Below are 12,381 nucleotides of genomic sequence, written 5' to 3' on the forward strand. Positions count from 1 at the left end.
CCTCGTCCGGCCTCGTATGGTGCCGGACCATGGGGTGTGTCGGTTCGACGTGGGGGTGGCGCCCGGCGTTCCCGCGCCGCGCACCACCCCCACGCAACGGGCGGGATCAGACGCAGTTGTGCGCGTCGCTGGTGGCGGATCCGACGACGACGTCGACCAGTCCCCCGGCGGCGGTGAGATGGACGGCGTTCACGGTCAGCCCGAAGTCCGCTCCGGGAACCGGCGTCTGCTCGTTGACGACGAGCTTGGCACCGCCCCCGAGATCGATGGAGCTGTTGGGCGCGGTGGGCACCGTGGTGGGTAGGCCCGCGATGGTGAGGGTCAGGGTGGCGCTCCCGGTCGTCCTCTGGCAGGTGCTGGTGGAGGAGGCGGTCAGCCCACTGATCCCGATCACAGGCAGGCCCGGGATGCCGATGGAGGCGTCCTTGACGGTGGTGGTGGCCGTCGAGGTCCCCGGTGCCAGGGAGGTGGCCACCTTCGGGCACAGTGCGTGGGCCGTGATGATCAGCACGTCGACGGAAGCCGTGCACGGCGTGTCGGTGCTCGAGGCCTGGGCGGTGCGGATGGCGCCGGTGTCCGGGGTCGGCTTCAGGTCGAGCTGGGTCAGGAGCAGGTCGACCTTGCCGGCGATCCCGTAGGCGCGTCCCGTGTAGTACTCCAGCTTGAGCTGGGCGGTGGCCCTGGAAGGCCGGTAGTAGGCGTCGCCGTCGAAGGACACCGTCATCGGGACGGTGGCGGCGTCGTTGAGCGGCTGGCTCGCCTTGTCGATGGTGCAGGACGCGTGGCCGGCGGAGTCGGTGGTGCCGGTGCAGGACTGCTGGGCGGCGCCGGTGCCGAGCGCGAAGGAGACCGTGCGACCGGCGATCGGGGCCGTGGCATCCTCGGTGAGGGTTCCCGACAGGTGTACCGGGGCCCCGTTCGCGATCCTGGCGGGGCCGGTGTAGGCGAGGGCGGTCTCCTCCTTGGTGATGGTGAACGCCACGGAGGTGCTGCTCGGGGCGGTGGTGGCGTTCCCCGCGAAACTCGCGGTGATCGTGGTCTGGCCGGGGACGTTCTGCGGCGTCAGCGAGCAGCTCGCGTTCCCCGAGGCGTCCGTGGTGCCGGTGCAGCTCTGGCTGCCGAGGGTGAAGTCGACGTCGGCGCCCGTCACGGGGCTGCCGCCTGCGGTGAGTTGGGCGCCGGCGGTGAAGGCGTCGTGGTAGTCGGCGGTGGTGGGACCGGTGTAGGTCAGCTTGCTCGCGGTGGGCGGTTTGACCAGCTGGACCCGGGCTGTGTACATGTCGAAGCGGCTGTTCGCGCCGTCCGGGTTGTCGCCGGTGCTGTTGGAGTTGTCCGCCCAGTACGGGTAGAAGCTGCCGTCCTGGTAGGCGAGCCCCGAGTAGTCGCCGAAGTCGATGTGGTTGTGTGCCTGGGAGGCGTTCGACGTGCCGTCGCTGACCCGGTCGTTGGCCGCGAAGGCCGTGCCGTCGTCGCTGGTGGCGGCGTACAACTGCGCCGTGTCGTTCGCCGAGCCGGCGTTGCGGGCATCGTGCCAGGACACGGCGATCTTGCCCGATGTCTGGTCCAGGGCGATCTTCGGCAGGAACTGGCTGTTCGTCCCTGTGTCGTCGTTCACCCGGACCGGGGTGGTCCAGTGCGCCCCGGAATCGTCGGAGTGCTTCACGAAGACGTCGGTGTCCGCGCTGCCGTTGGAGGGAGCGTCGCTGAAGAGGAAGTACAGCCGCCCGTTGTGCGCGCCGCCGCTGCGGTCCCAGGCCAGTCCGGCCTCCGCGTCGATCATGCGGCCGCTCTGTGCGGGGATGGGGTAGAAGGCGCCGATGTTCAGGTCCACGGCCGTCGCCTCGGCCTGGAATGCTCCACCGCCCGGACCGTCCGGGTCGAGGGCGGTGTACAGCTTGCCGGCCTCGCTCCCGCCCTGCGGCCGCTGGTACGTCACCATCACCTCGCCCGTGGGGCCGACGGCGATGTCCCCGTAATCCCCGGAGCCCGCTCTCTGCGGCGCCGAGAAGGCACCGACGCCGGAGGCGCCGGCACCGGTGACCTTGGCGCCGACCGCGGTGACCGCGTTCGCGTGGCCGCCATCGGTCCACACCGCCCAGACGCTCCCGGCTCCGGTGGTGATGGTGGGCTGGTCGGGCTGGTCACCGGAGGCGAAATCGGCCAGCCGGGAAAAGGTCCTTCCGCCGTCCGTCGACAGGACGACGTGAACGGCGCCGGAGTCCGTGTCGGCGTCCAGGTAGACCAGGAAGAGGTTTCCGAAGGAGTCCCAGGACAGGCTGGGATCGCAGCATGACTTCGCCAGGCCGTCGTTGCCGTCGGTGATGGTCCGGTGCGTCCAGGTCGCCCCGTGATCGGTGCTGTACGCGGCGGTCATGCCGGCTCCTGCCCCGTCGCCGTTGTTCGACACGGCCGCCAGGTGGCTCGGGTTCGTCGGATCGACCGCGATGGCGCCCTCGGCCTGATTCCCCGCGCTGCGCGTGACATTGACCACCGTGCCGACCGTCGCCGCCCGTGCGGGAGCCGCCAGCGCCGCCGACAGCCCCAATCCCCCGGCTAAGAGCAGCAGGCTCGTGGTCAGCGCCGTACAGGCGCGTCGGATGGAGCCACGTCTTTTCCGCATGCGTTCCCCTCCCCGTCGGCGGACTCCGCCGGACTCCGCCGCATGACTGACATGATCGCGACAGATGTGTCGCGACGTTCGAGGCTAGGTGCCAGGTGTCGTCGCGAAGGGGGTGCAAGCAGTGAACGTTCTGTGCGGTCCCGCCCGTTACCGGAATCCCCCCGTCAGCAAGTCGGGCGTAAGTAGGCTGATATACATGAAGGCACTTTTGTTGTCTGGTGGCTCAGGTACCCGTTTGCGCCCCATAACCCATACTTCGGCCAAGCAACTTGTACCGGTCGCGAACAAACCGGTGCTGTTCTATGGCCTGGAAGCGATCGCCGAGGCGGGCATCACCCAGGTCGGGATCATCGTCGGGGACACCGCCGAGGAGATCCGGGCGGCGGTCGGCGACGGTTCCGCGTTCGGCCTGGACGTCACCTACATCCCGCAGGCGGCCCCGCTGGGTCTGGCCCATGCGGTGCTGATCGCCCGTGAGTTCCTGGGCGACGACGACTTCGTGATGTACCTGGGGGACAACTTCGTCGTCGGCGGCATCACGGATCTGGTGGACGCCTTCCGCGGCCAACGGCCGGACGCGCAGATCCTGTTGACGAAGGTGCCGGACCCGGCCGCGTTCGGGGTGGCCGAGCTGGACGCGGCGGGCCAGGTGATCGGCCTGGAGGAGAAACCCAGGCATCCCAAGAGCGAACTTGCGCTGGTGGGGGTGTACCTGTTCTCCCCGGCGATCCACGAGGCCGTACGCTCCGTCCAGCCGTCCGGACGCGGCGAGTTGGAGATCACGGATGCGATCCAGTGGCTGATCGACGCCGGACGTGATGTGCGTTCCACGATCATCTCCGGGTACTGGAAGGACACCGGGAACGTCACCGACATGCTCGAGGTCAACCGCTCGGTCCTGGAGACCCTGGAGCGCCGGATCGACGGCACGGTCGACGACGACAGCGAGATCATCGGCCGGGTGCGGATCGAGCCCGGGGCGAAGGTCACCGGCAGCCGGATCGTGGGCCCGGTGGTCGTCGGCGCGAACACCGTGATCACCGACTCGTACGTCGGCCCCTTCACCTCGATAGCCGGCGGCTGCCGGATCGACGACAGCGAGATCGAGTACTCGATCGTGCTGCGCGACTCCTCGGTGAGCGGGGTCCGGCGGGTGGAGGCCTCCCTCATCGGACGCAACGTCGAGGTGACTCCCGCGCCCCGCAAGCCCGCCGCCCACCGTTTGGTCCTCGGCGACCACAGCAAGGTGCAGATCTCGTCTTGACTTCCTCCCTCCTGAAGGAGGGGATTCCTACGGCTCGCGCCGTAGGGGTTTCTGCTTCGTCGCCGACTGCCCGCCCGGAGTTCTCCGTTGAGGTCTTACACCAGCTCCACAGACAGACACGGCCAGCCCGGCCGCCAGGATATTCTTCGCCGCGTTCACGTCCCGGTCGTGAGTCGTGCCGCAGTCGCACGTCCAGGTACGGACGTTCAGCGGCATCATGCCCTGCAAGCTGCCGCAGGTGGAGCACAGCTTGGAGGAGGGGAACCAGCGGTCGACCGCGATCACTTCGCGGCCGTACCACCGGGCCTTGTACTCCAGCATGCTCCGGAACTCGCTCCACGCCGCGTCGCTGATGGCGCGGGCGAGCTTGCCGTTCTTCACCATGTTCCGAACAGCCAGGTCCTCGATCACGATCGTTTGGGTTTCACGAACGAGCCGAGTGGTGATCTTGTGCAGGTGGTCGCGTCGCCGGTCGGCGATGCGGGCATAGACCTTGGCGACCTTCCGGCGGGCCTTGGCCCGGTTCGCTCCGTCACCCCTGGCCTTGCGGGCAAGCTGCCGCTGGGCCCTGGCGAGGCGGGCGCGTTCTCGCCGCTCGTGCCGCGGGTTGGCGATCTTCTCCCCGGTGGAGAGGGTCAACAGGTGGTCGAGGCCAGCGTCTATGCCGATCGCCGTGTCAGTCGCCGGAAGTGGCTGGACGGAGGGGTCTTCACACAGCAGGGACACGTACCAGCGTCCCGCCGTGTCCTGGGAGACGGTCACCGTGGACGGCGACGCGTCTTCGGGGAGCGGACGGGACCACACGATGTCCAGCGGCTCCGCCATCTTCGCCAGCGTCAGCTTCCCGTCCCGGAACCGGAACGCGCTGGTGGTGTACTCCGCCGACTTCCGCGACTTCTTCCGCGACTTGAAACGAGGGTACATCGCGCGCTTCGCGAAAAAGTTGGTGAACGCCGTCTGAAGGTGGCGAAGTGCCTGCTGGAGCGGGACGGAGGAGACGTCGTTGAGATACGCCAGTTCCTCGGTCTGCTTCCAGGCCGTCAACATCGCCGACGTCTGGTTGTAGTTCACCCGCTCCTGCCGAGCCCACGCCTCAGTGCGCGCCGCAAGGGCCAGGTTGTAGACCTTCCGCACGCAACCGAACGTGCGCGACAGCTCGGCTGCCTGCGCATCGGTGGGATAGAAGCGGTACTTGAATGCCCGCTTCACGCGGGTGGCCCTCATGGTTCACATACTAGCCCATCAGTTTGTGAAGGCTGTGGGCTGTTGGGGGTAAACCCCGGTCCGCCCTGGCAGCGAACCGACTTCGTCGCCTGCTCCGCAGGGGTTCAATTCCTCCCCGCCCTGAACGGCGGGGTTACCTCGAAGGAGATCTGATGACCATCAGAATTTTGGTGACCGGCGGTGCCGGTTTCATCGGCTCGCACTACGTCCGCACGCTGCTCGGCCCGGCCGGCCCGGCAGATGTGGCGGTCACGGTGCTGGACAAGCTCACCTACGCGGGTAATCCGGTCAATCTCGACGAGGTGCGCGATCACCCGGGATTCGCCTTCGTCCAGGGTGACATCTGTGACGCCGTACTGGTCGACGGGCTGCTCGCCGAGCACGACCAGGTGGTCCACTTCGCCGCGGAGTCACATGTGGACCGCTCGATCCTGGGCGCCGGCGAGTTCGTCCGGACCAACGTCCTGGGCACTCAGACGCTGCTGGAGGCGGCGCTGCGGCACGGAGGTTCGAAGTCCTTCGTGCACATCTCCACGGACGAGGTCTACGGCTCCATCGACTTCGGCTCCTGGCCGGAGACGGACCCGCTGCGCCCCAACTCCCCGTACGCCGCCTCCAAGGCGGCCGGCGACCTGATCGCCCTCGCCCACCACCGCACGCACGGCCTCGACGTGCGGGTGACCCGCTGCTCCAACAACTACGGGCACCACCACTTCCCCGAGAAGGTCATCCCGCTGTTCATCACGAACCTGCTGGACGGCAGGAAGGTGCCGCTGTACGGCGACGGCGGCAACGTCCGCGACTGGCTGCACATCGACGACCACGTCCAGGGCATCGAGCTGGTGCGCACCAGGGGGCGCGCCGGTGAGGTCTACAACATCGGCGGCGGTACCGAGTTGACCAACAAGGAGCTGACCGCGCTGCTGCTGGAGGCCTGCGGCGCTGAGTGGGACTCCAGCGTCGAGTACGTCACCGACCGCAAGGGCCACGACCGCCGTTACTCCGTGGACTGCGCGAAGATCCGCGACGAGCTCGGCTACGAGCCCCGCAAGGACTTCGCCACCGGGCTTGCTGAGACGGTCACTTGGTACCGCGAGAACCGCGCCTGGTGGGAGCCTCTAAGGAGCGCGCGTCATTCTAGTGCCGTATCCCCACCCTTCGAACGACGAACAGGTGCCCCATGACCACCACTTGGCTGATCACCGGTGCCACGGGAATGCTCGGGCAGGATGTCCTCGCCCGGCTTCGCCGGGACGGCGAGGAAGCCGTCGGCCTGGCGCGGGGCAGTCTCGACATCACGGACGCCGAGGCGGTGGACGACGTCGTCGGTGTGCACCGGCCCCGGACCGTGGTCAACTGCGGCGCCTGGACGGCCGTTGACGACGCCGAGGCCCGCGAGGCGGACGCCCTGCGGGTCAACGGCGACGGGCCCCGGCACCTGGCCGAGGCGTGTGCGATGACAGGGGTCCGGCTGATCCAGGTCTCGACGGACTACGTGTTCGCGGGCGACGGCGCCAGCCCCTATCCCGAGGACGCCCCGACCGCCCCGCGCAGCGCGTACGGACGTACCAAGCTGGCCGGAGAACAGGCGGTCCTGGCGGCGCTCCCGGACGCGGGGTACGTCGTGCGTACGGCCTGGCTGTACGGGGCGGGGGGAAGGAATTTCGTCGACACGATGATCGGACTGGAGGCGGTCAAGGACACCGTCGACGTGGTCGACGACCAGCGCGGACAGCCCACCTGGACGGTGGACCTCGCGGACCGGCTGGTACGGCTCGGGCGTGCCGCCCTCGCCGGTACCGCGCCCGCCGGGGTCTACCACGGCACCAGTGGTGGCGAGACGACCTGGTTCGGCCTCGCCCAGGAGATCTTCCGGCTGCTCGGCGCGGACCCCGGCCGGGTTCGGCCGACCACCAGCACGGCCTTCGCGCGACCCGCTCCCCGACCCGCGTACAGCGTCCTGGGACGCGACCGCTGGCGCCGGACGGGGATCGAACCGATCCGTCCCTGGCGCGAGGCGCTGCAGGTGGCTTTTCCGGCTCTGCTCCACGAGAAGAAGGGTTCCGCCCGGTGAACTTCAGGATCCAGCCGACCGCCCAGGTCGACGAGAGTGCCACGATCGGTGACGGGACGACGGTCTGGGACCTGGCCCAGATACGGGAGGACGCCCGGCTGGGCAGCGGGTGCATCGTGGGCCGGGGAGCGTATGTCGGCCCGGGGGTGCGCATCGGCGACAACGTGAAGCTCCAGAACTACGCGCTGGTCTACGAACCCGCGGAGCTCGGCGACGGGGTGTTCGTCGGCCCGGCGGCGGTGCTGACCAACGACTACTTCCCGCGCTCGGTGGACCCACGGGGCCGGCTCAAGCGCGGTGGCGACTGGGAGCCGGTGGCGGTGGTGGTGGGCGAGGGAGCGTCCCTGGGGGCCCGTTCGGTGTGCGTGGCGCCGGTGCGCGTCGGTCGTTGGGCGCTGGTCGCCGCGGGCGCCGTCGTGACCCGGGACGTGCCGGACTTCGCGCTCGTGGCGGGCGTTCCGGCGCGCCGCATCGGCTGGGTCGGCCGGGCCGGCGTGCGACTCGTCGAGCGGGAAGGCGAGCCGGGGGGATGGGAGTGCCCCGAGACGGGAGAGCTGTACGACGAGAAGGACGGCGAACTCGTCGAGCGTGCATGACTTCTGATTCTCCCAAAACACCAATCCTCGAACACGTGCAGGCATAACATGTGTGCGAACTGTGCAGACAAGGCACAGTTAGCGCACAAACCAGTGCCCAGGGGGGGTTACCGGGTGGGGAAACCTGTGTCCGAAGCGGGGAGTGACGGCCGCTTCGTCGCCTGACGTCTGACGTTCCGACGTCCGCCTTCCGCCGCGTGGCCGTCCTGCGACGCGGCGCTCTCAAGCCTGCGTAAAAAGAGGACCCACAGGGGGGTTGGTGTGTCCAGAAGATGACCATCACACGTCTGGCGGCGCTCGGTCGTGAGGAGCCGCCGCTGCTCGCGCTCGCCCGCCGACTGCTCGCGGTCGCCGAGTCGGGGCTGCCGTCGATGTTGTTCCCCGGCGGTGAGGCCTTCGCCTTCACCATGGCCGGGCGGAAAGGACCCGATGGTTCCTGGACCCTGGAGCGGCGCGGGACCAGTGCCCGGTACGCGGCCATCACCGCGCTGGGCGCCCGGTTCCTCCCCGAGGACCGCCAGCGCGCGGTGCTCGGCGGCCGCAGCGCCCAGGAGTTCACGGGTCTGCTGGTCGAGTCGCTGCCCGCGGTGACCAACCTCGGTGACGCGGCGCTCATCTCCTGGGCCGCCGCCGAGACCGGACACCCCAAACTGTCCGACGCTCTCGCGCGGGTCGAAGCCCTGGACGAGACGGGCCGGCCGCAGTACACCGTCGAGGCCGCGTGGGTGCTGTCCGCTCTCGCGGCGGCTCGTGGCACGGTCGATGTGGAGAAACACTTCACCGCTGCCCGCAACCGCCTGCTGCGGGCCCGGATCGGCGACAGCCCGCTGTTCCCGCACGCCACCGGACCCGGCCTGGTGCCCTGGTACCGGGCGCACGTGAGCTGCTTCGCCGACCAGACGTACCCGCTCCAGGCTCTGGCCCGCGCCCACACCAGCGACGACGCGGGCGGCGATCCCGAGGCGCTGGCCGCGGCCGAGGCGTGCGCGGCGCGCATCTGCGTACTGCAGGGCGACGGCGGGCAGTGGTGGTGGCACTACGACGCGCGCACCGGCGGTGTCGTGGAGGGCTACCCCGTCTACAGCGTCCACCAGCACGCGATGGCGCCGACCGCCCTGTTCGACCTCACCGACGCCGGCGGAACCGACTTCGGCGCGTCGATCCGCAAGGGCCTGCGCTGGATGACGGACGTGCCCGAACTGGCCGAACGCCCAGAACACCGGGAGCCGTTGATCCTCAACGAACTCGGCGCCACCTGGCGCAAGGTCTACCGCGGCGACCCGAAGAAGGCCGTACGTGCCGCCCGGGGACTCGGCACCCGCGTCGCCCCGAACCTCCGGCTGCGGTCCCTGGACCGGATGTACCGGCCGCTCTCCGTGGACCGCGAATGCCGCCCGTACGAATTCGGCTGGATGCTCTACGCCTGGCAGGGGGGCCGTATATGAGCGAGCGTCAGTCTCTCTTCGGCGTCGAGCTGGACCCGCTGACCATGGACGAGACCGTACAGCGCTGCCTGGACGCGGTCCGGTACGGCAGACAGCTGGAGATCGGGGTCGTCAACGCCGCGAAGCTGGTGAACATGCGGCGGGACCCCCGGCTCGCCCGGGCCGTGGCCGGCTGCGATCTCGTCCTGGCCGACGGACAGGCCGTGGTCTGGGCCGGCCGGGTGTTACGCGCACCGCTGCCGGAACGGGTGGCCGGTATCGATCTCTTCCTGCGGCTGCTGGCGGAGGCGGAATCGGCGGGCGTGTCGGTGTACTTCCTCGGCGCCGGACAGGACGTGCTGGAGCTGATGCTGCACCGGGTGGCCGACCGCTTCCCCCGTCTGAAGGTGGCCGGCAGCCGGAACGGCTACTTCGACGATTCCCAGCAGGAGGCGATAGCGGACGCGATCGCCCGAAGCGGCGCCCAGATGCTGTTCCTCGGCATGACCTCGCCCAAGAAGGAGATCTTCACCGCCTCCTACGGCGCACGCACCGGCGCTCGCGTCGTACACGGAGTCGGCGGCTCCTTCGACATCCTGGCCGGGGTCACCAGGCGGGCCCCCGCCTCCTGGCAGCGGTGGGGCCTGGAGTGGCTCTACCGCGCACTGCAGGAGCCGCGCCGCCTGGGCCGGCGCTATCTCACCACCAATGCAGCCTTCGTCCTCATGACGGCGCGCGAGTTCATCCGGCTCACCCCGTCGTCCGCTTCCGCGAACAGGAGTCACTGATGCGCGTCGTCGTGGTTGGACAGGGATACGTCGGCCTGCCACTGGCCATCCGCGCCGCCGAGGTCGGACACGAGGTGATCGGCTACGACGTCGACTCCCGGCGGGTCAAGAGCCTGTCCGCCGGTGAGTCCTTCGTCGAGGACGTCTCCTCGGAGCGGATCCGCGCGGCACTGGACAGCGGCGCCTACCGCCCGAGCGAATCGGCCCGCGACTGCGGCGGTTTCGACGTCGCCGTCGTGACCGTCCCGACCCCGCTGCACGAGGGCACTCCCGACCTCCGCTACATCAAGGAATCCGCGGTCACCCTCGCCCGCTACCTGCGCCCCGGGGCCACCGTCGTCCTGGAGTCGACCACCTACCCCGGCACCACCCAGGAGCTGTTCGCCCCGATCCTGGAGGACGGCTCGGGCCTCACCGCCGGAAGCGACTTCCACCTCGGCTACAGCCCCGAGCGGATCGATCCAGGAAACGCGGTCTGGGGTTTCAAGGAGACCCCGAAAGTGGTGTCCGGCGTCGACGCCGCGTCACTGAAGGCCGTTCAGGACTTCTACGCACAGCTCGTCGACACCACCGTGCCGGTGAGCTCGCCCAAGGAGGCCGAACTCGCCAAGCTGCTGGAGAACACCTTCCGTCATGTGAACATCGCGCTGGTCAACGAGATCGCGATGTTCGCCCATCACCTGGACATCGACGTCTGGCAGGCCATCGACGCCGCCTCCACCAAGCCCTTCGGCTTCATGCGGTTCACGCCCGGACCGGGCGTCGGCGGCCACTGCCTGCCGATCGACCCCTCGTACCTGTCGTGGCGGGTGCAGCGCGAACTCGGCCAGAGCTTCCGGTTCGTGGAACTGGCCAACGACATCAACAACCACATGCCCGAGTACGTGGCGCGCCGCATCGGCGAGTTGTTCAACGAAAGACGCCGTTCCGTGAACGGCTCGCGCATCCTGCTGCTGGGCCTCGCGTACAAGAAGAACACCGGTGACGCGCGCGAGTCGCCCGCCCTGCGCATATCCCAACTGCTGCTCGACATGGGGGCCCAGGTCAAGGCGGCGGACCCGCACGTCGTCGAAGGCCTGCCGGTGGACACCCGGCTGGTGCGGGTCGAACCGACCCCGGAGGAGCTGTCGGCCGCCGATGTGGTGGTGCTGCTCGCCGACCATGACAGCTTCGACTACGAACTCGTCGCCGAGCACGCCCCCTTCGTCCTCGACTGCCGTCGACGGCTGCCCTCCGGACCCACGATCGAGGTGCTCTGAAGCCATGCCGCGCATCGTCTGCGTCGCCGGGGCGCGACCCAACTACATGAAGACCAAGCCGGTGATGGACGCCCTGGAACGCCGGGGCGCCGAGGTGGTCCTCGTGCACACCGGTCAGCACTACGACCCGGCCATGAACGACGTGTTCTTCTCCGACCTCGGCATCCGGCCGCCCGACCGCTTCCTCGGGGTCGGTTCCGGCACCCACGCCGAGCAGACCGGTCGCGTGATGACCGCGTTCGAGCCCCTGCTCGGCGAGCTGTCGCCGGACATCGTCGTCGTGGTCGGCGACATCAACTCCACCCTGGCCTGCGCCCTCGTCACGGCCAAGGCCGGACCGCTGCTGGCGCACGTCGAGGCCGGTCTGCGCAGCCGCGACTGGAGCATGCCGGAGGAGGTCAACCGCGTCGCGACCGACCGCGTCAGCGACTACCTGCTGGCCCCTTCGCCCGACGCCGTGCAGAACCTGCGCGCGGAAGGGTACCGGGAGGACCAGATCCACCTCGTCGGCAACGTCATGATCGACACGCTGCTCGCCAACCTGGAGCGGGCCAGGACCTCGGACGCCCTGAGCCGGTACGGCCTGGCCGGGGGCGAGTACGGCCTGGTCACCCTGCACCGGCCCGCCAACGTGGACGACCCCGAGGTCCTCGCCGCGCTCCTCAAAGCCCTGGGCGAGATCGCCGGCCGCTGCCCGCTCGTCCTGCCCGTGCACCCCCGCGCGGCCGGACGGCTGGCCGAGATCGGCGTCCCCGGAGGCATCCGCCTCGTGCCGCCCGCCGGATACCTGGACTTCATCGCCCTGCAGGACTCCGCCCGGCTCGTGCTGACCGACTCGGGCGGCGTACAGGAGGAAACCACCGCGCTGGGCGTGCCGTGCGTGACCCTGCGGGACAACACCGAGCGGCCGATCACCGTGGAGCAGGGCACCAACGTGCTCGCGGGCCGGGATCCGGCACGCATCGTGACCACCGTGAACCGGGTGCTGGACGATCCGCCCGCGCCGCGCCGGCCCGAACTGTGGGACGGTCACGCGAGCGACCGCATCGCCGGCGTGCTGCTGGAGGGAGACAGCGCGATCACGCGGCCGCGACCGACTGCCCAAACGCTCCTCATATGATCCGCTTGCAAC

10 protein-coding genes are annotated in these 12,381 nt (G+C 69.4%); 8 read left to right on the forward strand and 2 right to left on the reverse strand.

All coding sequences use genetic code 11. From position 1 onward, the window contains the following. Positions 1-106: 106 nt before the first annotated feature. Positions 107-2,620 carry a choice-of-anchor P family protein gene (locus AB0M27_RS28495; RefSeq protein WP_365725501.1) on the reverse strand — a complete coding sequence of 838 codons (2,514 nt, stop codon included), beginning with the start codon at positions 2,618-2,620 and terminating at the stop codon, positions 107-109. Between the two features lie 196 nt (positions 2,621-2,816). Here AB0M27_RS28495 and AB0M27_RS28500 point away from each other — a divergent pair, with 196 nt between their 5' ends. Beyond that, the gene (locus AB0M27_RS28500; protein ID WP_365725503.1) at positions 2,817-3,884 is read left to right on the forward strand and encodes a glucose-1-phosphate thymidylyltransferase; all 1,068 of its coding nucleotides are present in this window, start codon (positions 2,817-2,819) and stop codon (positions 3,882-3,884) included. Between the two features lie 27 nt (positions 3,885-3,911). On the opposite strand, the gene AB0M27_RS28505 is transcribed toward AB0M27_RS28500, so the two are convergent. Then, the gene (locus AB0M27_RS28505; RefSeq protein ID WP_365725505.1) at positions 3,912-5,108 is read right to left on the reverse strand and encodes an RNA-guided endonuclease TnpB family protein; all 1,197 of its coding nucleotides are present in this window, start codon (positions 5,106-5,108) and stop codon (positions 3,912-3,914) included. Positions 5,109-5,260: 152 nt separating this feature from the next. On the opposite strand from AB0M27_RS28505, the gene rfbB reads away from it, so the two are divergent. From rfbB to wecB, 7 genes are all read left to right on the forward strand, one after another. Next, positions 5,261-6,292 (forward strand): dTDP-glucose 4,6-dehydratase, encoded by a 1,032-nt coding sequence (rfbB, locus tag AB0M27_RS28510; RefSeq protein ID WP_365725507.1) that lies wholly within the window; start codon positions 5,261-5,263, stop codon positions 6,290-6,292. Beyond that, positions 6,289-7,182, forward strand: a complete 894-nt coding sequence (gene rfbD, locus AB0M27_RS28515) for a dTDP-4-dehydrorhamnose reductase (RefSeq protein ID WP_365725509.1) — start codon at positions 6,289-6,291, stop codon at positions 7,180-7,182. Before rfbB ends, rfbD begins: the two co-directional genes overlap by 4 nt. Continuing rightward, a complete protein-coding gene (locus tag AB0M27_RS28520; protein ID WP_365725515.1) occupies positions 7,179-7,778 on the forward strand; it encodes an acyltransferase in 600 nt (199 codons plus the stop codon). The genes rfbD and AB0M27_RS28520 overlap by 4 nt, the downstream gene beginning before the upstream one ends. A gap of 272 nt (positions 7,779-8,050) precedes the next feature. Then, positions 8,051-9,223 carry a hypothetical protein gene (locus AB0M27_RS28525; RefSeq protein WP_365725518.1) on the forward strand — a complete coding sequence of 391 codons (1,173 nt, stop codon included), beginning with the start codon at positions 8,051-8,053 and terminating at the stop codon, positions 9,221-9,223. Then, entirely contained in the window at positions 9,220-9,990 is a 771-nt protein-coding gene (locus AB0M27_RS28530; protein WP_365725520.1) for a WecB/TagA/CpsF family glycosyltransferase, read from the forward strand. The genes AB0M27_RS28525 and AB0M27_RS28530 overlap by 4 nt, the downstream gene beginning before the upstream one ends. Continuing rightward, a complete protein-coding gene (locus AB0M27_RS28535; protein WP_365725523.1) occupies positions 9,990-11,249 on the forward strand; it encodes a nucleotide sugar dehydrogenase in 1,260 nt (419 codons plus the stop codon). Before AB0M27_RS28530 ends, AB0M27_RS28535 begins: the two co-directional genes overlap by 1 nt. A 4-nt stretch (positions 11,250-11,253) precedes the next feature. After that, entirely contained in the window at positions 11,254-12,369 is a 1,116-nt protein-coding gene (gene wecB / locus AB0M27_RS28540) for a UDP-N-acetylglucosamine 2-epimerase (non-hydrolyzing) (protein WP_365725526.1), read from the forward strand. Positions 12,370-12,381 lie beyond the last annotated feature (12 nt).

Origin of the sequence: Streptomyces sp. NPDC052107 (assembly GCF_040680215.1) — a bacterium.
Lineage (GTDB): Bacteria > Actinomycetota > Actinomycetes > Streptomycetales > Streptomycetaceae > Streptomyces.

What these genes read in the sequence shown, in the direction of transcription:
- AB0M27_RS28495 (WP_365725501.1), bottom strand. Translation starts at nt 2,620, where the DNA reads ATGCGGAAAAGACGTGGCTCCATCCGACGCGCCTGTACGGCGCTGACC.
- AB0M27_RS28500 (WP_365725503.1), top strand. Translation starts at nt 2,817, where the DNA reads ATGAAGGCACTTTTGTTGTCTGGTGGCTCAGGTACCCGTTTGCGCCCC.
- AB0M27_RS28505 (WP_365725505.1), bottom strand. Translation starts at nt 5,108, where the DNA reads ATGAGGGCCACCCGCGTGAAGCGGGCATTCAAGTACCGCTTCTATCCC.
- rfbB (WP_365725507.1), top strand. Translation starts at nt 5,261, where the DNA reads ATGACCATCAGAATTTTGGTGACCGGCGGTGCCGGTTTCATCGGCTCG.
- rfbD (WP_365725509.1), top strand. Translation starts at nt 6,289, where the DNA reads ATGACCACCACTTGGCTGATCACCGGTGCCACGGGAATGCTCGGGCAG.
- AB0M27_RS28525 (WP_365725518.1), top strand. Translation starts at nt 8,051, where the DNA reads ATGACCATCACACGTCTGGCGGCGCTCGGTCGTGAGGAGCCGCCGCTG.
- AB0M27_RS28530 (WP_365725520.1), top strand. Translation starts at nt 9,220, where the DNA reads ATGAGCGAGCGTCAGTCTCTCTTCGGCGTCGAGCTGGACCCGCTGACC.
- AB0M27_RS28535 (WP_365725523.1), top strand. Translation starts at nt 9,990, where the DNA reads ATGCGCGTCGTCGTGGTTGGACAGGGATACGTCGGCCTGCCACTGGCC.
- wecB (WP_365725526.1), top strand. Translation starts at nt 11,254, where the DNA reads ATGCCGCGCATCGTCTGCGTCGCCGGGGCGCGACCCAACTACATGAAG.